The 23,033-nt window shown below is 68.7% G+C and carries 21 protein-coding genes; 17 read left to right on the top strand and 4 right to left on the bottom strand.

The genetic code is table 11. The features are described 5' to 3' along the window. Positions 1 to 12 precede the first annotated feature (12 nt). Genes D571_RS0108070 through rpoS form a run of 3 tightly spaced genes read left to right on the top strand, consistent with a single transcriptional unit; the run spans position 13 to position 2,416 of the window. The gene (locus tag D571_RS0108070; protein ID WP_018936172.1) at positions 13 to 600 is read left to right on the top strand and encodes a YqaA family protein; all 588 of its coding nucleotides are present in this window, start codon (positions 13 to 15) and stop codon (positions 598 to 600) included. Positions 601 to 602: 2 nt separating this feature from the next. After that, on the top strand, positions 603 to 1,346 hold the full coding sequence (locus tag D571_RS0108065) for a peptidoglycan DD-metalloendopeptidase family protein (protein ID WP_018936171.1): 744 nt from the start codon (positions 603 to 605) through the stop codon (positions 1,344 to 1,346). 29 nt (positions 1,347 to 1,375) lie between these two features. Next, entirely contained in the window at positions 1,376 to 2,416 is a 1,041-nt protein-coding gene (gene rpoS, locus D571_RS0108060; protein ID WP_018936170.1) for an RNA polymerase sigma factor RpoS, read from the top strand. Between the two features lie 34 nt (positions 2,417 to 2,450). On the opposite strand, the gene D571_RS0108055 is transcribed toward rpoS, so the two are convergent. The 3 genes from D571_RS0108055 to D571_RS0108045 are packed head-to-tail and all read right to left on the bottom strand — an operon-like array spanning position 2,451 to position 4,412. Continuing rightward, positions 2,451 to 2,846 (bottom strand): Mth938-like domain-containing protein, encoded by a 396-nt coding sequence (locus D571_RS0108055; RefSeq protein WP_018936169.1) that lies wholly within the window; start codon positions 2,844 to 2,846, stop codon positions 2,451 to 2,453. Positions 2,847 to 2,904: 58 nt separating this feature from the next. Beyond that, positions 2,905 to 3,270: a hypothetical protein gene (locus D571_RS0108050; protein WP_018936168.1), complete on the bottom strand. Its 366-nt coding sequence runs from the start codon at positions 3,268 to 3,270 to the stop codon at positions 2,905 to 2,907. 14 nt (positions 3,271 to 3,284) lie between these two features. Next, on the bottom strand, positions 3,285 to 4,412 hold the full coding sequence (locus tag D571_RS0108045) for a metal-dependent hydrolase (protein ID WP_018936167.1): 1,128 nt from the start codon (positions 4,410 to 4,412) through the stop codon (positions 3,285 to 3,287). 75 nt (positions 4,413 to 4,487) lie between these two features. Between D571_RS0108045 and D571_RS0108040 the strand changes: the two genes are divergently transcribed. Continuing rightward, positions 4,488 to 8,210 (top strand): hydantoinase B/oxoprolinase family protein, encoded by a 3,723-nt coding sequence (locus D571_RS0108040; RefSeq protein ID WP_018936166.1) that lies wholly within the window; start codon positions 4,488 to 4,490, stop codon positions 8,208 to 8,210. 35 nt (positions 8,211 to 8,245) lie between these two features. On the opposite strand, the gene D571_RS0108035 is transcribed toward D571_RS0108040, so the two are convergent. Then, positions 8,246 to 10,645: a DUF1631 family protein gene (locus D571_RS0108035; protein WP_018936165.1), complete on the bottom strand. Its 2,400-nt coding sequence runs from the start codon at positions 10,643 to 10,645 to the stop codon at positions 8,246 to 8,248. 166 nt (positions 10,646 to 10,811) lie between these two features. On the opposite strand from D571_RS0108035, the gene D571_RS0108030 reads away from it, so the two are divergent. From D571_RS0108030 to D571_RS13655, 13 genes are all read left to right on the top strand, one after another. Beyond that, positions 10,812 to 11,861: a cyclopropane-fatty-acyl-phospholipid synthase family protein gene (locus D571_RS0108030; protein WP_018936164.1), complete on the top strand. Its 1,050-nt coding sequence runs from the start codon at positions 10,812 to 10,814 to the stop codon at positions 11,859 to 11,861. Further along, on the top strand, positions 11,858 to 12,637 hold the full coding sequence (locus tag D571_RS0108025) for a DUF1295 domain-containing protein (RefSeq protein WP_018936163.1): 780 nt from the start codon (positions 11,858 to 11,860) through the stop codon (positions 12,635 to 12,637). Before D571_RS0108030 ends, D571_RS0108025 begins: the two co-directional genes overlap by 4 nt. Positions 12,638 to 12,761: 124 nt before the next feature. Further along, positions 12,762 to 13,541 carry a septum site-determining protein MinC gene (minC, locus tag D571_RS0108020; RefSeq protein ID WP_018936162.1) on the top strand — a complete coding sequence of 260 codons (780 nt, stop codon included), beginning with the start codon at positions 12,762 to 12,764 and terminating at the stop codon, positions 13,539 to 13,541. 43 nt (positions 13,542 to 13,584) lie between these two features. Beyond that, a complete protein-coding gene (minD, locus tag D571_RS0108015; protein WP_018936161.1) occupies positions 13,585 to 14,394 on the top strand; it encodes a septum site-determining protein MinD in 810 nt (269 codons plus the stop codon). 3 nt (positions 14,395 to 14,397) lie between these two features. Further along, the gene (minE, locus tag D571_RS0108010; protein ID WP_018936160.1) at positions 14,398 to 14,664 is read left to right on the top strand and encodes a cell division topological specificity factor MinE; all 267 of its coding nucleotides are present in this window, start codon (positions 14,398 to 14,400) and stop codon (positions 14,662 to 14,664) included. A 66-nt stretch (positions 14,665 to 14,730) separates the two neighbouring features. Next, positions 14,731 to 15,405 carry a type 1 glutamine amidotransferase domain-containing protein gene (locus D571_RS0108005; RefSeq protein ID WP_018936159.1) on the top strand — a complete coding sequence of 225 codons (675 nt, stop codon included), beginning with the start codon at positions 14,731 to 14,733 and terminating at the stop codon, positions 15,403 to 15,405. Positions 15,406 to 15,738: 333 nt separating this feature from the next. Next, positions 15,739 to 17,160: a form I ribulose bisphosphate carboxylase large subunit gene (locus D571_RS0108000; protein WP_018936158.1), complete on the top strand. Its 1,422-nt coding sequence runs from the start codon at positions 15,739 to 15,741 to the stop codon at positions 17,158 to 17,160. Positions 17,161 to 17,230: 70 nt separating this feature from the next. Continuing rightward, positions 17,231 to 17,563, top strand: coding sequence for a ribulose bisphosphate carboxylase small subunit (locus D571_RS0107995; RefSeq protein ID WP_019022376.1), 333 nt, complete (start codon positions 17,231 to 17,233; stop codon positions 17,561 to 17,563). 86 nt (positions 17,564 to 17,649) lie between these two features. After that, positions 17,650 to 20,697, top strand: coding sequence for a CsoS2 family carboxysome shell protein (locus D571_RS0107990; RefSeq protein ID WP_018936157.1), 3,048 nt, complete (start codon positions 17,650 to 17,652; stop codon positions 20,695 to 20,697). 19 nt (positions 20,698 to 20,716) lie between these two features. Then, entirely contained in the window at positions 20,717 to 22,291 is a 1,575-nt protein-coding gene (locus D571_RS0107985; protein ID WP_255349492.1) for a carboxysome shell carbonic anhydrase, read from the top strand. A gap of 16 nt (positions 22,292 to 22,307) precedes the next feature. Next, positions 22,308 to 22,559, top strand: coding sequence for a carboxysome peptide A (locus D571_RS0107980; protein WP_018870589.1), 252 nt, complete (start codon positions 22,308 to 22,310; stop codon positions 22,557 to 22,559). A gap of 3 nt (positions 22,560 to 22,562) precedes the next feature. After that, positions 22,563 to 22,895: a carboxysome peptide B gene (locus D571_RS0107975; RefSeq protein WP_018936155.1), complete on the top strand. Its 333-nt coding sequence runs from the start codon at positions 22,563 to 22,565 to the stop codon at positions 22,893 to 22,895. 45 nt (positions 22,896 to 22,940) lie between these two features. Next, positions 22,941 to 23,033: BMC domain-containing protein (locus D571_RS13655; RefSeq protein WP_038030644.1), on the top strand; the 93-nt coding region annotated here is incomplete at its 3' end.

The following is a 23,033-nucleotide window of genomic DNA, read 5'->3' as shown; positions in this document are numbered from 1 at the left end:
AGTCCTGGTGCGATGAAGCTCTTCGAGCCGGTCTATGACCGCGTGATGCTGTGGTCCCGCCACCGTTACGCGCCGCGTTATCTGGCCGGGCTGTCGCTGATCGAATCCTTTGTGCTTCCGTTCCCGCCACCGGACGTGATGCTCGCCCCGATGTCGGCCGCGGCGCCCACGCGTGCGCTCTATCTGGCGGCGCTCACCACGGTCGCGTCGGTGATCGGCGGGATCCTGGGCTATCTTGCAGGCTGGCTGGCGTTCGAATGGCTGGGTCCGTGGTTGCGCGAGATCGGTTATGCGCAGGAACTGGAGCAGGCCGAGGACTGGTTCGGGACCTGGGGGGTGTGGGTGGTACTGGTGGCGGGTTTTTCGCCGCTGCCGTACAAGCTGTTCACCATCACCGCCGGGGCCCTGGCCATGGCCTGGCTGCCCTTCGTTCTCGCTTCTCTGCTCGGGCGGGGCGCCCGATTCTTCCTGGTGGCGCTGATCATGGCCTGGGCCGGCCCGCGGGCCGAACGCCATCTGCGACCCTACATGGAGCGCATCGGCTGGGTCACGGTGGCCGTTCTGGTGGTCGCCATCGTGGTCTATCTGGCGCTGGAGTAAGCATGGGCGGCGGGGTGCGGCAAGGCCTGATTCTCCTGCTGCTGGCGGCCCTGCTGGCCGCGACACTGGCCGGCTGCGCGATGCGCCCCCCGGGCGAACCGCGCGTCCCCGAAACGCACACAGTGTCCAGCGGCGAGACCCTCTACAGCATTGCGCGCGAGTACGGACTCGAATGGCGCGAACTGGCCGAGCGCAACGCGATCGGCGCGCCCTACGTGATCCGGCCCGGGCAGAACCTGCGCCTGACCGGGCCGGCGCGGTCGTCGCCGCCGGCGGGCGGCGGAACCGCGCAGCGGCCGGAATCGGAGACGCCCTCGTCGGGCGAGGCGTCGCCGGAGCCCTCGGACCCGGCGCCCGAGCCGCCGCCGGAATCCGCGGGTGACTGGGTCTGGCCGGCCGATGGCGAGGTGGTGAGCGAGTTTTCCGACAGTGGCAGCGCCCGGCGCGGTCTGGGTATCGGCGGCGAGCGCGGCGATCCGGTACGTGCCGCGCGGGGTGGCGAGGTCGTGTATGCAGGCAGTGGCCTGGTGGGGTATGGTCGCATGATCATCGTGCGCCACGACGAGCGGTTTCTGTCCGCCTACGGGCACAATGACGAGCTGTTGGTGGAAGAAGGCGATACGGTGGAAGGCGGCGACGACATTGCGCGTCTGGGGGCATCGGGCACGGATCGGCCGATGCTGCATTTCGAGATCCGTCTGGATGGCTCTCCGGTTGACCCGCAGACCTATCTCCCGGATCGTTGAACAGAAGCAGTCGAGAGGCAGGTTCACGCATGACTGATTCCCGCCACCGGGCCGATGTCCACGGCCCCGAAGGCCCGGAGCCCGAATCTCCGCTGGAGACCTCGGATCTGCATTCCCCGGAGATGGAAGACGAGCCGCAGGAGGAGGCCGGGGCGGTCGACCCGGAGGCGTCGCTGACCCCGGAGGACGAGGTCCCGGTGCGTCCGCGTACCCTGCGCGACGCCAGGCCCGCCGAGCTGGATGCGATCCAGCTGTATCTGCGCGACATCGAGTTCCGCCCGTTGCTGACCCCGGAGGAGGAGCGCCATTACGCCCGCCTGGCGCGTCAGGGCGACGAGGCCGGGCGCCAGCGGATGATCGAATGCAACCTGCGCCTGGTGGTGAAGATCGCGCGGCGCTACCTCAACCGCGGGCTGCCGCTGCTCGACCTGATCGAGGAGGGCAATCTCGGCCTGATGCATGCGGTGGAGAAATTCGATCCGGAGCGCGGCTTTCGTTTCTCCACCTACGCGACCTGGTGGATCCGCCAGACCATCGAGCGCGCGCTGATGAATCAGGGGCGCACCATTCGCATCCCGGTGCACGTATCCAAGGAGCTGCGTACGCATGCACGGGTGGCGCGCGAACTGACCCAGGAGCTGGGGCGCGACCCCACCGAGGAAGAGCTGGCCGCACGTCTCGACAAGCCAGTGGCGGAGATCCAGAAACTGCGGGCGATGTCCGAACCCTCGACCTCCATGGACCTGCCACCGGGCCCGGAAGGCGATCGGTCCCTGACCGACATCCTCGCCGACGTGAACGCGGTGGAGCCCTCGTCCATCCTCGAGGATCAGGATATCCAGGATCTGGTGGAGGAATGGCTGGGCCTGCTGGATGACAAGCAGCGCGAGGTGCTGGTGCGCCGCTTCGGTCTGCACGGCTTCGAGCGTTCCACCCTGGAGAAGGTGGGCGCGGAGATCGGGGTCACGCGTGAACGCGTGCGCCAGATCCAGATGGATGCGCTCAAGCGCCTGCGGCGGCTGCTGGAATCGCGCGGGATGAAGGGCGACGAGGTGCTGCCCGGGTCCTGAGTGCTGCCGGGTCCGGAGCCCGGTTTTCAGCGACTCAGTCGTCGGCGGCTTCTGCCGGTTCCACGATCAGGGCCGCGGCCACATCGCGCCCCTCGGCCATGATCAGGTTGTAGGTCCGGCAGGCCGCTGCGGTATCCATGATCTCCACCCCCAGTTCGCGCCGCTGCAGTTCGCGCCGCAGTTCGCGTGGGGGAAAGCGGCTGACTTCGCCGGTTCCGATCAGCAGTACCTCCGGGGGGTCTTCGAGGACCGGTTCCAGCGCCGCGAGGTCCAGCTCGCCGGCCGCGCGCACCGGCCAGTCCTGATGCAGCGAGCGCGGCCGCACGATCAGGCTGGCATGGTAGCCGATTTCGTTGATCCCGATCGCACCCGGGGCATGCCCGGTGATGCGATAGGTGACGCCGTCGGAGGTGAGTTCGGAAAACTGCATGACGCAGACGCTACCCCGCGGCGGCGCCGGGCTCAAGAGCCGGTGTCGGCGGGAGGGGTCAGCGGCGGGGCTGGAAACCCGGCGGACGCTCGGCGATCCAGTCCACGAAGCGCCGGATGGCAGGCTCGGCCAGCAGGGCCTCGCGAGTGTTCAGACGTTCGGCGAGGGTCTGTTCGTCGAACTGGCGGTGGATGTGGTCGTGGCACGGGCGGCAGACCTGCAGCAGGCGGCCCTCGCGTTCGGCGCGCGTGAACCGGCGGCGGATGCGCCGGCGCCGGTGCTGCTTGCGTGGAATCAGGTGGTGCCGGGTCAGGCGCTCGTGGCGCCCGCACAGCTCGCATGGCCCGCTGGCGGGGGCTTCCGGGGGTGTTCCCGGCGACGATTTCGACGGTGATCCGCGATGGCGGTTCCCGGGCGGGCACATGGATCGGCGTTTATCTACAGGCGCGGCCGGATCGGATCGCCGGGGTGGGCACCGGGCAGGCCCATGCGCATGCGACAGCGCGGCGGCGGATTGGTCACGAAGTACTCCGGCGCGGCCAGATCGCCCATGCAGCCGATGCGATCGGGCTGGAAGGCGCGCCGCGCCAGCGCGTGCAGGGCATCGTCCAGCGGCCCTTCCTCGCGCACCCGTTCGCTGCTGATCGGCTGCCATTCACCGTTTTCGCGTTCGGCGATGGCGAAGCCGAAGGGGAAGTAGCCGGGGCCGCCCAGGCGGATGTCGGTGGCGACCAGGCGCGGCGGACGGTCCTCGTCGTACTGCGCGTGAAAGCGCAGGAACGGGCCGCTGAATTCGCGCAGACGCCGGCCGTCTTCCAGTTCCATGGCGGCTTCTTCGAGCCCGTGCGGGTCGCGGCGGAAGGTCTCGAAATCGGGCCGGATCGGCTCATCGAAGATCCCGACCCAGGCCTCGTGGAAGTGGTTGCCGTCGAGCACCGTGACCCGCCACACGAGCATGTTGAACGGGGTTGGCTGGACCAGCCGTGGCTGGTCTTCCAGCCCGGCCTGGGCCAGCGCGGGCTGGATGTTGCGGTCCAGCCACGCCTGCAGGGCCAGGCCGCCGCCGGCATAGGCGGTGGAGAGCACCAGACCGGCCACCAGCGCCCGAGGGGCAAAGCGCCAGAAGGCCGCGACGATCACCCCGATCAGCAGCGGCAGGGTGTACAGCGGGTCGATCACGAAGATCGACGCGGTCCCCACCGGGCCCACCGGTAGTGGCCAGAGGACCTGGGTGCCGTAGGTGGTCAGGGCATCGTTGAGCACGTGGGTGACCAGCACCAGCGCAAAGAACCACCACCAGCGGGCAAAGCCGATGTCGCGCGTCGCCGGGATCCGCGAGGCCAGCCCGGCGGCAGCCAGCGAGAACAGCAACAGCACCGGGATCGAATGACTGAATCCCCGGTGCAGGGTGAAATCCGAAACCGCATCCCCGTAAGCTATGAAGATGTCGAGATCCGGAATCAGGGCGACCAGCGCGCCGAGTACCAGGGCCTTGCGCCCCAGCCGTGAACCGAGGACGAGGCCGCCGACGGCGGCGCCGAGGCTGGCGTGGGTGACGGGATCCATGGGGGTCTGCGTTTCCCTGCGATGCGTGGGCGGGTGGTCCTGCGACCGGCCGCGGCGCGGCGAGTTCGGGGCGCAATGATGGCGGGCGGCGACGATCACGCACAAGCCCGCAGCCGGCACGCGGATACACGGCCCTGGCATTTCTGGATCGACCGCGGCGGCACCTTCACCGACATCGTGGGGCGCGACCCCGACGGGCGGCTGCATTCGCACAAGCTGCTGTCGGAGCATCCCGAGGCCTACGCCGACGCGGCGGTGCAGGGCATCCGCGATCTCCTCGGACTCGCACCGGGCGAACCGGTGCCGGCGACGCGCATCCACGAGGTGCGCATGGGCACCACGGTGGCCACCAACGCCCTGCTGGAAGGCAAGGGTGAGCCGGTGGTGCTGGTGATCACCGCGGGCCTGGAGGATGCGCTGCGCATCGGGCATCAGGCGCGCCCGGAGCTGTTCGCGCGCGACATCCGCCTGCCGGTCCCGGTGTACGACCGGGTGGAACCGGTGGACGAGCGCGTGGATGCCGCCGGACGGGTGCTGCGCGCGCCCGATCTGGACGCCCTGCGGTCGCGCCTGCAGGCGGCGCGGACGGAGGGGTATCGCGCGCTGGCGGTGGCCTGTGTCCACGGCTATCGCTTCCCGGCGCACGAGCAGGCGGTGGCCGCGCTGGCGCGCGAGCTGGGCTTCGAGGAGGTGGTTGCCAGCCACGAGGTCAGCGGCCTGATCAAGCTGGTGCCGCGCGGCGAGACGGCGGTGGTGGACGCCTTCCTGTCGCCGGTGCTGCGACGCTACGTACGACAGGTGACCGCCGAGCTGGGGACGGTGCCGCTGCGCTTCATGCAGTCTTCCGGCGGACTGGTGGATGGCGAGCGCTTTCGCGGGCGCGATGCGGTGCTGTCCGGTCCCGCCGGCGGCATCGTCGGCGCGCTGCGCACCGCGGCTCCGCTGGGCTTCCAGCGCCTGATCACCTTCGACATGGGCGGGACCTCCACCGACGTCGCGCACCTGGCGGGCGAGCTGGAGCGGCGTCAGGAGAGCGAGGTGGCCGGGGCGCGCCTGCGCGTACCGATGCTGGACATCCACACCGTGGCGGCCGGCGGCGGGTCGATCTGTCGGTTCGACGGCATGCGCCTGCGCGTGGGGCCGGAGTCGGCCGGGGCGCAGCCGGGTCCGGCGGCGTACGGTCAGGGCGGCCCGCTGACGGTCACCGACTGCAATCTGCAGCTGGGGCGGTTGCGGCCCGAGTATTTTCCGGCGGTGTTCGGGCCGGATCGCGACCGGCCGCTGGATGCCGGGGCGGTGGCGGAGGGGTTTGCCGCGCTGGCGGCCGAGGTGGGGGCGACCCAGGACGAGACCCCGTCGCCCGAGGCGCTGGCCGAAGGCCTGCTGGAGATCGCGGTGGAACACATGGCCCGCGCGATCAAGACGATTTCGGTGCAGCGCGGGCACGACGTCGGCGGTTATGCGCTGGTCTGTTTCGGCGGGGCCGGCGGGCAGCATGCCTGCCGGGTCGCCGAGCGTCTGGGCATGCGGCACGTGCTGCTGCATCCGCTGGGCGGGGTGCTGTCGGCCTTCGGCATGGGCCTGGCCGAGCTGCGGGCGCTGCACGAGGCGAGCCTGGAGTGTCCGCTGGACGGCGATGGCGCGGCGCGGCTGGAGGCGGCGCTGGACGAGCTGGAGGCCCGGGCCCGGGACGAGCTGACCGGGCAGGGCGTGGAGCCCGGGCAGCTGCGACTGCGACGGCGGGTGCAGCTGCGGGTGGAGGGTTCCGATTCGACCCTGGAGGTGGAGGCCGGGAACCCGGACGCGATGCAGCAGGCCTTTGCCGAGTCCTGGCGCCGGCGCTACGGCTTTGCCCCGCCGGACCGGCGGCTGGTGGTGGCGGTGGCCGCGGTGGAGGCCGTGGGGCCGGGGGCGGAGCACCCGGCGGAGGCGGCGGGCACCGCCGCGGATGACGAGGCCGCGACGGGCGAACCGGAATGCGCGGAACGGGTGTCGATGTTCACCGCGGGGCAGTGGCGCGAGGTGCCGCTGTATCGTCGCGAGGCCCTGAGCCCCGGCATGCGGCTGACGGGGCCGGCGATCGTGATCGAGGCCACCGGCACGGTGATCCTGGAGCCGGACTGGCGCGGCCGCATGGCCGCGGACGGCACCCTGGTGCTGGAACACCACCCCGCCGCACCGGCGCGTGATCGCAAGCGGCGCGAGGACCCGCAGCGTCGCGACCCGGTGCGGCTGGAGGTCTTCAACAACCGCTTCATGGCGATTGCCGACCAGATGGGCTTCACCCTGCAGAACACCGCCCACTCGGTGAACATCAAGGAGCGTCTGGATTTCTCCTGCGCGCTGTTCGACGGGGCCGGCCGGCTGGTGGCGAACGCGCCGCACATGCCGGTGCATCTGGGCTCCATGGGGGCCAGCGTGCGCGCGATCGTGGCGGCCTTCGGCGACGACCTGCGTCCGGGCGACACCTACGTGCTCAATGACCCGTTCAACGGCGGGACCCATCTGCCGGACATCACCGTGGTCACGCCGGTGTTCCTGGATGCCGCGGGCGGGGTCACCAGCGATCCGGCGACCCCGGCGGTGCTGCGGTACTTCGTGGCCTCGCGCGGGCATCACGCCGATGTCGGCGGGATCACGCCGGGATCGATGCCGGCGTTCTCTTCCACCCCGGAGGAGGAAGGCGTGCGCATCCCGCCGGTGCGGCTGGTGCGCGATGGACAGTTCGATGGCGAAATCCTCCAGACGCTGCTGACGTCCGGTCCGTGGCCGGCGCGCAATCCGGCGCAGAACCGCGCCGACCTGGAGGCGCAGGTGGCGGCCAACCGGCGCGGTCTGGAGGAGCTGGATCGCCTGCTGGGCGAGAGCGGGCCGGCAATGGTGACCGCCAGCATGCAGCACGTGCAGGAGAACGCGGCCGCGGCGGTACGGCGCCTGATCCCCGAACTGGAGCCCGGCCACTTTCGCTGTGCCCTGGACAATGGGGCGGAGATCGTGGTGTCGGTGGCCCCGGATCGGCCCGGATCGGCGGAGGATGCGCGGCTGGTGATCGATTTCGACGGGACCTCGGCCCAGCGTGCGGACAACTTCAACGCGCCGGTGTCCATCGTGCGCGCGGCGGTGCTCTACGTGCTGCGCTGCCTGCTGGACGACCCGGTGCCACTCAACGACGGCTGCCTGGACCCGGTGGAGCTGCGGGTCCCGGAGGGCTGCATGCTCAACCCGGTGCCGCCCGCCGCGGTGGTGGCCGGGAACGTGGAGACCTCGCAGGCGGTCACCGACGCCCTGTTTGGTGCCCTGGGGGCGCAGGCGGCCGCGCAGGGGACGATGAACAACCTGACCTTCGGCAACGACCGGCACCAGTATTACGAGACCATCGCCGGGGGTGCCGGTGCGGGTCCCGGCCACCATGGTGCCAGCGCCGTGCAGACCCACATGACCAACTCGCGCCTGACCGACCCGGAGGTGCTCGAGAGCCGCTTCCCGGTGCGGGTAGAGCGCTTTGCGCTGCGCACGGGCTCGGGCGGCACGGGGGCCTGGCGGGGCGGCGACGGGGTTATCCGCCGTCTGGGTTTCGACGAACCGATGGAACTGACCCTGCTGGCCAATCGCCGCCGCGTGGCACCGTTCGGCCTGTGCGATGGTGGCGATGCGGCGGCGGGCGAGGACTGGCTGATCCGCGCGGACGGGCGCCGCGAGCGCCTGCAGGGCTGCGATCGGCGTGCGCTGGAAGCGGGCGATGCGGTGGAGATCCATACCCCGGGCGGCGGGGGATGCGGGACCCCGCAGACCGAGTAGAGCCGGTCGTTCGGCGGGGCGGCCCGCGCGAGGCGTCAGCCGGTGGCGCCGGCCGATTCCCCCGTGCCCAGCTTCTGCTCCATCAGATGATCGAACAGGGACTCTTCCGGGATGATTTGTGCGCGTCCGGTGCGGAACTCCTGGGCCAGTCCCTGGAGGCTGTGCTGGCGCTTGCTGCGGCCGGCGGCATCGGTGAACAGGAAGCGCCCGGAGTTGGTGCCGCGCCAGACCAGCTTCATGCGCGTGACCCGGGTGCCGGCGGGCGAGGTGAACTGGATCCAGGTGCCGGACGCCAGGCTGTCGGCGGTGTCCACGTGCTCGTCGTCGTGATCGCGCATCAGTGACGGGTCGTCGTCCGGGAGGCGCGCTGCGGTGGCGAACGGACTGGCCGTCGAGCGGCCCTCGCTGCGTCGGCCGCGTTCGCGAGTGCGCTCCGAGCTGGTTTTCCCGAAATCCTGATCGCGGGTGCTCGCGGCCTCCGAGGATCCGGTGCCGCCCGTTTCGTGAGCGGACTCTCCGGCGCCCGGCTCTGCCGGCTCGGGGCGGGCGGGCTTGCGTCCCGCGGCCATCAGGTGGGCACTGACCAGATCGGACTTGATGCGGGCGCGCTCCTCCGGCGACAGCGGAGCCCGGTCCAGATAGGCGCGGATGCGGGCCAGCAGTGGTGCGGAGGACTTGAAATCCGGGGCCTCGCGCATCAGCTGCAGCAGTTCCTCGAGCAGCGCGAGCCCGGCGGGGGATTCCCGGCCGTCGTCGGTTTCCTGGCTGTCAACGGCGGCGGATGCGGCGGTGTCCGCAGGCTGTTCGCCGGGGGTGGCGGCCGGGGTCTCGTCGTCGGGCCCGTCCGTGGTGCCCGTCTCCGCGGCGCCGGCCGGGACGTCGGACGCCCGAGAGGATCCCGGACCGCCGTCCTGCACAGGGGCCGGCGCGGTGGCGGCGTCCGTACTGCCCCGCGATTCGGGGGCCGTCGCCACGCGGGCGGTCTCCTCCGCGGTGAGCAGCGGGACCCAGGCGTCCATCAGCTGCTGACGGGCCTGGTCGGGCAGGCCGCGTCCGGCGCTTTCCACGGTCTGGTGGACGGTGGTCTCCATCTTCCAGGAGACCTCGATCCGGGTCTCCTCCTGTTCCGCCTCCCGGCGTTCCTCGGCCGCCTCGGTTTCGATCTCCGACTCGACCTGCTCGAGGTCTTCGCGCAGGGCCTGCAGTGCGCTCTGATAGGCGTCGGCGCTGTCCAGGCCGGCGCTGCGCAGGCGTTCGACGTGTTCGGCCACCAGCCGCGCCAGCGGCAGCTCGCGGGCGTCGCCAAGATTCAGGTCGGGATCCACCCGCAGGGCGATATTCAACAGCAGCCCGGTGAGCTGGCGCGCCGGGTGCTGCTTGTCGCGGAAGAAACTGGCGTCCTGCATGGCGATGCGCACCAGCGGGAGCTGGAGATCGGCCAGCGGTTCACGCAGGGCCGGGTTGAGGTCGTCGCGCTTGAGGATCAGGTCGAACAGGCCCTGGAGCAGGTCCATGATGAACGGCTCCAGCGATTCGCGGCTGGGGGCGTTCTGGACCATGGTGGCCACTGCCAGTGGGCCCGTCATGCCCTGCGGCGTTGCCCCGCCCCCGGCGGGCACCAAGCCCCGATCTCCCGAAGGGACGACATAGCCGAACTGGCCCCAGTGGCCGGCAGGTGCCACGGCACCCGGGGGCTGGCCGGGTGTCGCCCCGGCTTCCGGAGCATTGTCCGGAGCGGGCTCCTGCGGTCCCGGTCCTCCGCGGGACGGTCCACTGCCTCCGGTGGTCCGCGAGCGGGCGACCGGACCCAGCTCTGGGACGGCCAGACCGGCCTCCCCGAACGCACGCAGCAGGGCCTGCATCTCCGGCTGCAGGTCGCGAATTACGTCGCGGTCGAACCAGTGAAGCAGCATCAGACAGTCTTCGGGCGGCAGTGGCACTGCTTCGACGGCTTTCAGGAAGGCCTCGCCCAGGGCATGCGGATGCCATGGTGCCGCTTCCGGGGAGGAGGCCAGATGGTAATCCCGCGTGAGCTGTTCCAGGGCGTCGATCTCGTGTGACATGACCGAGCGCGCCCCGGCGACCACCTTGCGCAGCGCGACTTCCCGCTCGGTCGCTTCCTGATCCATCACGCTCAGTTCGAGCGAGTCGTCTTCCGCATCGCTACCTTCGTCAAAATCGACCGGTGCGGGCACCAGTCTCTGCGCCAGTCCGTTGCGGAACTGTTCGAGCACGGGATGGGCGGCCATGCGGATCTGCCGCGACAGCATCATGTTCTGCTGGGCACGCTGGCTGTCGATGGCCTTTTCCGCCGCATCCATCAGGCGGTCATCCAGTTCGTTGAGGAATGCCCGGTTCTTTTCCTGCAAGGCGTCCATGAACGGGGTCCAGACGCGTTGCAGCAGACGGGGCGGGATGCGGTAGGGCTGGGCCATGGTCACGCGCAGACTGGGTATTGGGTCTCACTCTATCACCGGCTTCGGACTTGAGGGGTGATTGCGCTCACGTCCGTACCCGTTTTTTTCGGGGGGTCGGTGTACACCGGAACCGAGCCTGCGCGTTCGGGTCAACCCTGCACGGGGGCAAACAGGAGAGACGGGCGTGGAACGATTGATTGACTGGGCAGAACGCGGTCGGGTGCCGGATGCAGCCATCCGGGCCGGGGTCCGTCACCTGCTGCGCCGGCGGCTGCGCGAGAGTGGGGGGGCGCCGGAGGCGGTGCGCCAGCGGCGCGAGGCGCTGGTGCGGGCGATGCGTGAGGCCCCGGTGGCTCTGTCCACCGACACCGCCAACGAACAGCATTACGAGCTGCCGACGGAATACTTCGAGGCGTGCCTGGGGCCGTGGATGAAATATTCCTCCGGATGGTGGCCGGAGGGAGTCGAGGATCTGGCCGGGGCCGAGGCCGCGATGCTGCAGCTGACCACCGAGCGTGCCGGCCTGGCGGATGGCCAGCGGATTCTGGAACTGGGCTGCGGGTGGGGTTCGCTCTCGCTGTGGATGGCGGAACAGTTCCCGCGGGCCTCGATCCTGGCGGTGTCCAATTCGGCGACCCAGCGTGCGGCGATCGAGCAACGGCGCGATGCCCTCGGCCTGACCAACCTGGAGGTGGTGACCGCCGACATGAACGACTTCCGGCCCGCGCAGACCGGCTTCGACCGGGTGGTGTCGGTGGAGATGTTGGAGCACATGCGCAACTGGCCGGAGCTGTTCCGTCGCATCCACGACTGGCTGCGGCCGGGCGGACGCTTTTTCATGCACGTGTTCGCGCATCGTGACCGTCCATACTTCTTCGAGACCGACGGCGACGCCGACTGGATGGCCCGGCATTTTTTCCGCGACGGGCTGATGCCGTCGGAGGATCTGGTGCATGACTTTCAGGACGACCTCCGCGTGTGTCATCAGTGGCGGGTGGGCGGCGAACATTATGCGCGCAGCCTGAACGCCTGGCTGGAACGCCAGGATGCCGCCCGTGAGCGGCTGCTGTCGCTGTTCTCCCGCACGCAGGATGCGGCGGAGGCGGCGCGCGTGTTCCAGCGCTGGCGGATGTTCTACATGGCCTGTGCCGAACTGTTCGCCTGGAACGGCGGATCGGAGTGGTTCGTGTCTCATACCCTGCTGGAACGTCCGCTGCGGGAGGCCGCGCAATGAGTCTTCCGCTGGCTTTCCTGTGGGGCCTGCTGGCGGCCCTGGGCCTGATGAGCCTGGTCTGGGTCGAGGCGGTGCGCCGGCGCGACGCGAGCCTGGTGGACCGTTTCTGGGGAATCGGCTTCATCGTGGTCGGCGTGCTGTGGTGGGGGCTGGCGGGGTTCCCGGCGGCGGGACTGTGGATGCTGGTACCGGTGGTGTTGTGGGGGCTGCGCCTGTCGGCCTACATCACCTGGCGCAACTGGGGGCACGGCGAGGATGCCCGCTACACCGCGATGCGCGGGGACCTGAGTGATGCGGCCTTCGCGCGGCGCAGCCTGGTCACGATCTTCGGCCTCCAGGGCGCGCTGGTGGCGGTGATCGGTCTGCCGGTACTGGCGGGGGTCAGCGCGCAGTCGCTGCATCCTCTGCTGCTGGCGGCAGGGCTGGCGGTCTGGGCCTCCGGTTTCGTTTTCGAGAGCGTGGCGGATGCACAGATGGCTCGCTTCCGGGCCGATCCGCAGCAGCGGGGCCGGGTCATGGACCGCGGGCTGTGGCGTTACAGCCGGCACCCGAATTACTTCGGCGAGATCGTGGTGTGGATCGGTTACGCCCTGCTGGCGCTGGCCGCCGGCGGCTGGTGGGCCGTGCCCTCTGCGTTGCTGATGATCGTGCTGATCCTGCGCGTCTCCGGGGTGACCCTGCTGGAGGCGCGCCTGCACGAGACCCGCCCTGGTTACGCCGAATACGTCGCGCGGACCCCCGCCCTGATCCCCGGACGGCCGCGCCGGCGCGACTGATCCGCCCCGCGGGCCCGGGCCTTTCGAAGGAAGAGGCTTGCCGGGCCCCGGGGCAGCACGCTATAAATGCGCGATTCCGTCCGGCCCCGGACGGACTGCCCACCCTCCGACCATGGAATCGTGCATGAGCGCCTCCCCCAGCTCCGTCCAGGCCGTCGAACTCAAGGGCCGCATGCTCCTGGTTTCGGTGCTACGGGTGTACGACACCGAGCCGCAGAACCTGAGTATGATGCTGGCGGCAAGGCGCGACGAGGCGCCGGAACTGATGCGCGACATGCCCATCGTGCTGGACCTGGAACCGGTCGCCGAGGCCGGTGAGGCGGCCCTGCGGGAGGTGGTCGAACGCGTGCGCGCCGAGGGCTTTCGCCTGATCGGGCTGCAGGACGGCGAGGCGGCGCGGGCCCTGGAGTCGGCGGATGCCACGGGACTGCCGCCGCGGTTGTCGATGGGCGGTCGTGGTGGCAGTGGTGAGCTGCCGCTGGGCGAGGGCCGCGCGCCGCGGGAGACGGCGGATCAAGGGGCTTCGGGCGAGGCGTCGGCAGCCACGCAGTCGGCGTCGGGTCCGGTAGCGGTCCACAGTGCGACCCGCGTGGTGGACCAGCCGGTCCGCTCGGGGCAGCAGATCTATGCCCGTGGCGGGGACCTGCTGGTCACGGCGCCGGTGTCGGCGGGCGCGGAGCTGCTCGCCGACGGCAACATCACGGTCCTTGGACCGCTGCGCGGTCGGGCACTGGCCGGCGTGCGCGGGCTGGTGACCGCGCGCATCTTCTGCCGCCGTCTGGAGGCCGAGCTGCTGTCGATTGGCGGTCATTACCGGATTGCCGAAGACATCACGGAAGCCGAGCGCGGTGACAATCGGCTGGTGACACTGGCCGGCGAAAGCATCAACATCACGGAATCCTGAGCGGACCCCGCTCCCCCTCGACTTTCAAGGAGACGCAGCCAACATGGCACGTATCGTAGTGGTGACCTCCGGCAAGGGAGGGGTGGGCAAGACCACCACCTCCGCCGCCATCGCGACCGGGCTGGCCCTGCGGGGCCACCGGACTGCGGTGATCGATTTCGACGTGGGCCTGCGCAACCTCGACCTGATCATGGGCTGCGAGCGACGCGTGGTCTACGACTTCGTCAATGTGATCAACGGCGACGCGAATCTCAAGCAGGCCCTGATCCGCGACAAGCGGGTGGACAACCTTCACATCCTTCCGGCCTCGCAGACGCGCGACAAGGACGCGCTGACCGAGGATGGCGTGGAACGGGTGCTCGGCGAGATGGCCGAGGAATTCGACTACATCGTGTGTGACAGCCCGGCCGGGATCGAGCGGGGTGCGCTGATGGCCGCCTATCACGCGGACGAGGCCATCGTGGTGACCAATCCCGAGGTCTCCAGCGTGCGTGACTCCGACCGCATCCTGGGCATTCTTGCCAGCAAGACCCGCCAGGTGGAACAGGGTGGCGACCCCATTCCAGGGCGGCTGCTGCTCACCCGTTATTCACCGGAACGCGTGGAGCGCGGCGAGATGCTGAGCATCGAGGACGTCGGCGAGATCCTGGCGATCGACCTCCTGGGGGTGATCCCGGAGTCGCAGGCGGTTCTGAATGCGTCCAATGCCGGGCAGCCGGTGGTCATGGACATGGAATCCGACGCCGGGCAGGCGTACGACGACGCCGTGGCACGGTTCCTCGGAGAGTCGCGGCCGCTGCGCTTCGTCGATGCGCCGAAACGTGGCCTGTTCGGGCGTCTTTTCGGAGGTTAGGCCATGGGGATCTTCGATTATTTCCGTCAGCCGAAGAAAGGCAGCGCCGGCGTGGCCAAGGAACGGCTGCAGATCATCGTGGCGCGCGAACGTGCGGCGCGCTCGGGGCCGGATTACCTCCCGGCGATGCAGCAGGAATTGCTGCAGGTGATCCGCAAGTACGTCGAGGTCGATGACGACGCGGTCCAGATGAACGTGGACCGTGAGGGCGACTGCGAGGTGCTGGAGCTCAACATTACCCTCCCGGACCACGAAGAGAGTCGCGGCTGAAGGTGGCGGGAACGCCTTCCCCCTGCGGGCTGTCCACCGAGGACGACCACACAGGGAGACGGCAACATGATGCGGACGATCCTGATCGTCACCACCAGTCACGACGAGCTGGCCCCCGGCCATGCGACCGGGCTGTGGTTCGATGAATTCGCGATTCCTTACCAGCGCTTCCGCGAGGCCGGTTTCGAGATCAAGGTGGCCAGTCCGCGGGGCGGTCCGGTCCCGCTGGATCCGAAGAGCCTCGACGCGGTCGAGCTGGTCGGCCCCGCGGCCGTTGCCGCACAGCAGGCGCTGGATCACACCATCGCGCTGGATGAATCGGTGCACCATGAACCCTATGTGGCGCTGTTTTTTCCCGGCGGTCACGGCACCATGTATGACCTCCCCGACAACCCCCATGTCCAGCGTCTGGTCACCGATTTTCTGAGCCATGACAAGGTCCTGGGCGCCGTCTGTCATGGACCCGCCTGTCTGGTGGGCGCGATGCTCGCCGACGGTACGCCGGCGGTGTCCGGGCGTCGGGTTGCGGCGTTCACCAACAGCGAGGAAAAGGGAGTGGGCCTCGACGCCAGCGTGCCGTTCCTGCTGCAGGATCGCCTGCAGTCGCGGGGTGGTGAGCTCGACAGTGCCGAGGACTGGGCCGAACACGTCGTGGTCGACGGCCGCCTGGTCACCGGCCAGAACCCGCAGTCCTCGCGCGGCGTCGCCGACGCCATGGTGCGCCTGCTGCGCGGCGCCTGAGTCCCGCTGGCGGGCGTGCCGCGAGCTGTCCTCCCCGAGCTCGCCACGCCCGCCGTCTCACCTGTCTGACACCGCCGATACCGCTCACGGATCGGCCGGCGAGCAATCGCATGCACCCGCCGGGGTTTTCGTCTAGAATCGCTTCCGGCTCATCCGGGAGCGCGCGGGAAAGGTCGCGTGAACCCGCCGGGCCGGGCTGTCGTCCGCGATGGAACCCGGTCAACCATAGATGAACGTCAATCGGTCGTATCTAGATTATTTATTTGTTATTAGTGGTTAACCTTCCTAACCTAGGCGACCGTCACGATTAACCAACGCGTAGGAGAAAGCCACATGGCCGCCAAGAAGTACTCCGCGGGCGTCAAGGATTACCGCGAAACCTACTGGATGCCGGAATACATGCCGCTGGATACCGACCTGCTGGCATGCTTCAAGATTACCCCGCAGCCGGGCATCGACCGCGAAGAAGCCGCAGCCGCCGTGGCCGCCGAGTCCTCCACCGGGACCTGGACGACGGTGTGGACCGACCTCCTTACCGATATGGACTACTACAAGGGCCGTGCCTACGCCGTCGAGGACGTGCCGGGTGACGACGAGTCCTTCTACGCGTTCATCGCCTATCCGATCGATCTGTTCGAGGAAGGCTCGGTGGTGAACGTGTTCACCTCGCTGGTGGGCAACGTGTTCGGGTTCAAGGCCATCCGTGCCCTGCGCCTGGAAGACGTGCGTTTCCCGATCGCCTACGTCAAGACCTGCGGCGGTCCGCCTGCCGGTATTCAGGTCGAGCGTGACAAGATGAACAAGTACGGTCGGCCGCTGCTGGGCTGCACCATCAAGCCGAAGCTGGGTCTGTCGGCCAAGAACTACGGGCGTGCGGTCTACGAGTGCCTGCGTGGCGGCCTCGACTTCACCAAGGACGACGAAAACATCAACTCGCAGCCGTTCATGCGCTGGCGCGAGCGTTTCGAGTTCGTGCAGGAAGCGACCGAGAAGGCCGAAGCCGAAACCGGCGAGCGCAAGGGTCACTATCTGAACGTGACCGCGCCGACCCCGGAAGAGATGTACAAGCGTGCCGAGTTCGCAAAGGAAGTCGGTGCGCCGATCATCATGCACGACTACATCACCGGCGGGTTCTGCGCCAACACCGGCCTGGCCAACTGGTGCCGAGACAACGGCATGCTGCTGCACATCCACCGTGCGATGCACGCCGTGCTCGACCGTCATCCGAAGCACGGTATCCACTTCCGCGTGCTGGCCAAGATCCTGCGCCTGTCCGGCGGTGACCATCTGCACACCGGCACCGTGGTCGGCAAGCTGGAAGGCGACCGCGCCGCGACGCTCGGCTGGATCGACATGCTGCGTGAATCCTTTGTCCCGGAAGATCGCTCGCGCGGCATCTTCTTCGATCAGGACTGGGGCTCCATGCCGGGCGTGTTTGCGGTGGCCTCCGGTGGTATCCACGTCTGGCACATGCCGTCGCTGGTCACCATCTTCGGCGACGACTCCGTGCTGCAGTTCGGCGGCGGTACCCTCGGCCATCCGTGGGGCAACGCCCCGGGCGCGACCGCCAACCGCGTCGCGCTGGAAGCCTGCGTCCAGGCCCGTAACGAAGGTCGCGACGTCGAACGCGAAGGCAAGGAGATCCTGACCCAGGCCGCGCAGCACAGCCCCGAGCTGAAGATTGCGATGGAGACCTGGAAGGAGATCAAGTTCGAGTTCGATACCGTCGACAAGCTGGACACCCAGCACAAGTGATCGCCCGAGTGCGGGCGGCCACCCGCTGCGCCGTCCGCACCCTGAACGAACCAGACACAGGATGACCGACATGTCCGATATTCAGAACTTCAAGCCGGTGCAGAAGTACGAGACCTTCTCCTACCTGCCGGAGATGAACGCCGACCAGGTGCGCAAGCAGATCGAATACTGCCTCGCGCAGGGGTGGAACCCCTCCGTGGAGTACTCCGAAAAGGAGCACGCCATGTCTCCCTACTGGTACATGTGGAAGCTGCCCTTCTTCGGCGAGCAGTCCGTGGAAGCCGTGCTCCAGGAGATCGAGGAGTGCCGCCGCAGCAACCCCGGCATGATGGTGCGCTTCGTCGCGTACGACAACTACGCCCAGAGCCTGGGCATGGCCTTCGTGGTCGATCGCGGCCGCTGATCCGGCTGCGGCCGGGTCGGCGTTTGCCGGCCCGGCCATTCCATACAGGGTTTTACTGTTGCCGTCGCCAACTGTAAGGAAGTGCCATGAGTAATCCGACATCCGCGTCTGCAGGCCTCTCCGGTCGCGAGCTGGCCCGCGAACGGCGCAAGGCCATGTCCCGCAATGGCAAGGCCGCCGTGAAGGGCTCGAACCAGGGCGTCTCGCGGTCCGAGGTGGTTCGTCAGAACCCCGCGCCCGCGGCGCCTGAGCCCGAGCCGGCTCCCTCGGCCCCGGAATCGGCGCGTGAGTCCGACGCGCCCGCGCAGCCCGAACCCCGGTTCGCCGAACCGCGGGCGGAGCGGCAGACCGATGGGTCCGACGCGCCGCCTACGGGCGCCCACCAGGGTGCCTCCAACGGGCGTCAGGCCGCGCTCGAGCGTCGGCAGAAGATGGCACGTCAGGGCAAGAAAGCCCTGGGGCGGGGCAACACGCGCGGCTCGGGCGGATTCGCCCGGGCCGGCTCGGAACGCTCGCGTCAGCTCGAAGTCCTTGCGCAGAGCCAGGACGTGGACTGCGAGAACATGAGCGGCCGCGAGATCTGCCGCCTGCGCCGTCAGGCGCTGGCGCAGAACGGCAAGAAAGCGATGGCGGCCGAGCCGCGGCGCGAGGATCGTCTGCGTGGCCGGGAACGCGACCCGGAACCGCCGCGTCCGACGCGTCCGCCGCGGGAAGCCGCGCGTCAACCGGAACCCGTTGGCGAGGATGTGTCCGCGGAGCGCGCGGAAGAAGCCTTTGACCAGGGGCTGGATCGGCTGTGCACGCAGGTGGAACAACGTCAGGACGAGAACGATCGCGAGATCAAACCAATGATCTCCGACGTGCGGGCGATCTGCATGGCGCGCCGGGACGCGATGGCGAACCAGGGCAAGAAGGCGTTGCGGCGGCGCTATCAGGCCGGTACCAAGCGGCCGTCCGATCTGCCGCGCGAAGGTTCCTGGAAGGCGCTGCAGCGCAAGGGTCTGTCGACCCGAGAGATCGCGCGGCAACGTCGCCAGGAGCTGTGCAGCATCGGCCGTGGTTCCTCCGAGCCGGGGCGTCCCTGTGGTCGTCCGCGCAACGACGCTGCCTCCGAGGCGCCGCCCAAGGTCGAGGAAAGCACCACGCTGTCGGGCGGACACGTCAGTGGTACGCAGGTCGAGACCACGCCGGGCGTGACCGGAGGCGAGGCCGGCAGCTGCCACTCGATCACCGGTACCGAGTACCTGGGCGCCGAGCACTTCGACCGATACTGCGGCGCGCTGCCGCAGCCCAATCCGGCCAAGGTCGGGCACTCGCATACGAGCCATGGCCAGGAGGTCAGTGGTACCGAGGTCGGCCGTTCGCGCCGCGTGACCGGGGACGAACGCGGTTCCTGCGAGGCCATCACCGGCACCGAGTACCTGAGCACGGAGCAGTACGAGGGGTTCTGCGGGACCCGCCCCGCGCCGGGCACCATGCGCACCGGCGTGATGCACACCGGGCATGGTCGTGATGTCTCCGGTACCACGGTCGGTCGCAGCCCGAAGGTGACCGGCGACGAGCCCGGTTCCTGCCGTAGCGTGACCGGCACCGAATACCTGAACACGCGCGACAGCGAGGTGCCTTGCACGGGAAAGTCTGACGGAGCGCCGACCCGGGTCGGGGTCATGCACACCCTGCGGGGTCGTGAACTGACCGGAACCGAGGTCGGGCGCTCCTCTCCCGTGACCGGCACCGAACATGGGGACTGCAAGCCGGTGACCGGTACCGAATACCTGGGGACCGAAGACTTCCAGCGCTGCAGCACGCGCATGGAAGCCGCGCCGGGACGTGTCAGCGAGATGCACAGTCAGCAGGGGCAGACGGTCACCGGGGTATCGGTCGACCGAAGCCCGCGGGTGACCGGCGACGAGACCGGCTCCTGCGCTTCGCTGACCGGAACGCCGTACTACAACCGCGCGGATTTCGCGGAGATGTGCGAGCAGCCGGCGGCGGGCGGTGTGCACAAGGTGGGTGTGATGCACACCCTGCACGGACGCGAAGTGTCGGGGACCCGCGTGGAATCTTCGAACCGGATTACCGGGGATGAATACGGGGGCTGCAAGCCCATTACGGGGACGGAATACGTGGGATCGGACCATTACGAAACGCTGTGCGGCACCACCCCCGAGGCCGGGCCCGAAAAGGTGACCATGAGTCGCACCTGGAAGCAGCAGGGCGTGTCCGGCACTGCAGTGGGCCGTTCCCCACGGGTGACCGGTGACGAATACGGCGCCTGCCAGCCGATCAGCGGCACCGCCTACTTCGGGCCCGATCAGTATCAGCAGTACTGCGCGCCACAGGAGGCCCGCTCGGCCGAGGTGCGGGTGGCGGATCGCCATTCCACGCCTGGCCACGCGGTCTCCGGCAGCCAGCCGGGGTATGACGAGCGTGTGACCGGTACCGAGCATGGTGCCTGCCAGGATGTATCCGGTGCGCCCTACGTCGGTGCGGACGAGTTTGCCTCCACCTGTGCCAACGTTGCCGGGGACCTGCATCCTCGCCTGCGTCCGGAGGGTGTGGATGGCAACGCGGCCATGCAGACAACTGCCGCTTACCAGACCGCGCCGGCCGGCTTTGATAGCGGGGTTCCCGCGGGCGGATTCAGCGTGCCGTCGCCGGCCCGCGAGGCGCGGGAACGTCGGGTGACGGGCACCGCGTACGGTTCCAGCGGGTCCATCACCGGTTCGGTCAACAAGGCGGTCGGCCTGGTGTCCGGCACCGAGGAGTTCCGTTATGGCGAGGCGCGTGCCCGTGCCGGTGCGCCGATGGCGATGGCGCAGGCGGCCATGTCGGAAGTCCGTGCGGCCGAGGAAGAACGTCGTGGCGCGGAGCGCGTCACCATCAATGGCGCGGGTGGTGGTGTGGCCATCACCGGTGATGACTGGCAGCGCGGAGATTCCGTGACCGGGACCGAGGGCTTCTCGACGCGTCGCAACAACACCATGCGGGGGAATCCGCGGGGTGAGGGCAGCAGTGCCTGGAGTAATCGGGAGCTGGAACGCAAGGAGGTTCCGCCGAGCCGCATTACCGGTTCGTCCGGCAGCACCGATGCGGGGTCGCTCGTGACCCTGTCCGGCGGCGCCCGCGGCTGATTCGGGGAGTCCGGAGCTGATGGTCGTTCGCCGCCGCCGGAAACCGACGTCTCTGCGCCCTCGCGGGAGCGTGAGCGCGCGCGGCGTTGCCGCAGCGCCCCGGGCCGACCGGGTTGCGTCCGCCGGGGCGGAGCCGGTTGCGGGGCCCGAGCTCGGTGAGGTCGGGCGCTACGCGCCGGTGGACAGCGGGGGCGGCGTCCGGCCGGGGCACCCGTTGGCGGACATGCGCGGGAATGAGCGACTGCATGCTTTCGAACAGGGTTTCCGCGACCGCTTTGCCGAACTGGTTCCCGTGCTGCGCGAGATCCATGCGATGCAGCACGAAAAGGATTTTGCGGAACGGGCACAGTCGGTCGCGGAGGGTCGACTGGGGATCCGGCTGCCCGAGCAGGTGCTCGAGGATGCCTGGATCAACCACCTCGACACGCGTCGGCTGTATCTGGAAGGCAGTTTCCGTCTGTTCGACCGGATGGTGAACGAGTACTGGGCGGGCCGCGACGACCTGGTTGCCGAAGCGGAAGCCGCGATCGCGTGGTTCCTGGATTGCGATTTCCACGAGGTGGATATCTCGCCGTGTTCCGACGGTCGGCTGCTGGGCCTGCGGCGCTTTATCCTGCGTCTGCCGGATATGGCGGTGCGAGTGAAGAGCTATGCCGGCGCCCTGTTCGACATTGAAGAGGACGTACGCCACTGGACCAAGCGCGAATTGATGCGCTTCCGCGAAGGGCGGCCGACGACGGCGGATGTGCCGAGTCGCTATCTGAAGGTCGCGGCGTATCACTACAGCAGTGCGGATCCCGATCACCAGGGCTGCACGGCGCATGCCTCCTGCGAACGCGAGGCCGCGGATGCGGCGCTGCGCCAGCTGCGGGCCTTCCGGCAGGCGGTGGAGAACACCTACTGCTGCGGCGCCTCGGTGGACACTTTGCTGATCGGGGTGGATACGGATACGGACGCCATCAAGGTGCACGTGCCGGATGCCGAGACGCGGATGAGCCTGTACCGGTTCGTCGACAGCGCGGCGCTGTATCGCGAAACGCAGCACATGAACGAGCAGGATGCGTCGCTGGCGTTGTATCGCGCGATCCAGGACACCGTGCACCAGCAGGGCTGGGGCACGGGCAACGGGGCACCGCACGAAGGCATGCTTCGCTTCATTTCGCGGCTGCTGATGAACAACCTGTCGCAGCTGGACTATGTCGCCCGTTATCACGGTGGGCATTACGCCGATGTCGGGCATCGCGAGCGGATGATCATCGTGGGCCAGGAAGTGGAGGAGATGCAGGTCCGGAACTTCGCCTACATCGCCCACCTGGACACGATGGAGGAAGGTGCCGAGAGCATGGATGTGGGGGTCAACAAGGTCTTCCGCAAGCTGAACGTCGAGCGCGGTCTTCCGGTGCCGGTGGTGGTCCACTTCCGCTACGACCGCAAGGTCCCCGGATCACGCGAGCGCGTCGAGGCGCGCTGCCGTCGGGTGCGGGACGAGATCATGCGCCGGTATCGCGATCTGGCCGAGAAGGGACTGATCGGCTGCCACATGGTGATTCGGGACAAGCGCAGCGGTTCGCAGCTGGAGCCGCTGGAGGCCTGAGGCCAACGGGAACGAAATGAAAATCTGCAAGGTAGAAAAGACACTGGTATCAACCAACCGTATCCGCGACCTCGGGCACCGGCCGTTGCTGGTGGTGCAGGAGAAGGTCGGCGGGCCCCGGACCGTGGCGGTGGATGCCGTGGGCTGCGTGCCGGGCGACTGGGTGATCGTGGTTGGTTCGTCGGCGGCGCGCGAGGCGGCCGGCGACAAGTCCTATCCGAGTGACGCGACGATCGTAGGGATCATTGATCACTGGGAGGAGCAGTAAGCCATGGACATCATGCGCGTGGAGGACGAGCTGACGGTAACCCGTCGGGTCGATGGCCTGAAGACGGCTTCCTTGCGCGTGCTGGTGGATGCCAAGGGCGGTCGCGCGGTGGCGGTGGACCCGGTGGGGGCGCACCCGGGTAACTGGGTGTTCACCATCAGTGGATCCGCGGCACGCCTGGCGCTGGACGACAATACGATCCAGACCGACCTGACCATTGGCGGAATCATCGACTACTGGGACGACGGCACGGATGATGCCGCGTCCGGATCGAACAAGGCTGGGCAGGACCAGACCGAGTCCGGGCGCTCGGGAAGCGGACGCAGGGCCGCTTGAGCGTCGAATTTTTCGAAGTAACCGTAACTCCGGGAGAAAAAAGCAATGGCGAGTGAAAACTTTGGTGTGGCCCTGGGCATGATCGAGACCCGCGGTCTGGTTCCGGCGATTGAGGCGGCGGATGCGATGACCAAGGCC

It is taken from the genome of Thioalkalivibrio sp. ALJ24, assembly GCF_000377785.1.
Taxonomy (GTDB): Bacteria; Pseudomonadota; Gammaproteobacteria; order Ectothiorhodospirales; family Ectothiorhodospiraceae; genus Thioalkalivibrio.
Note: the sequence above shows the minus strand (reverse complement) of the source record. Positions and strands in the feature narration are given on the sequence as shown.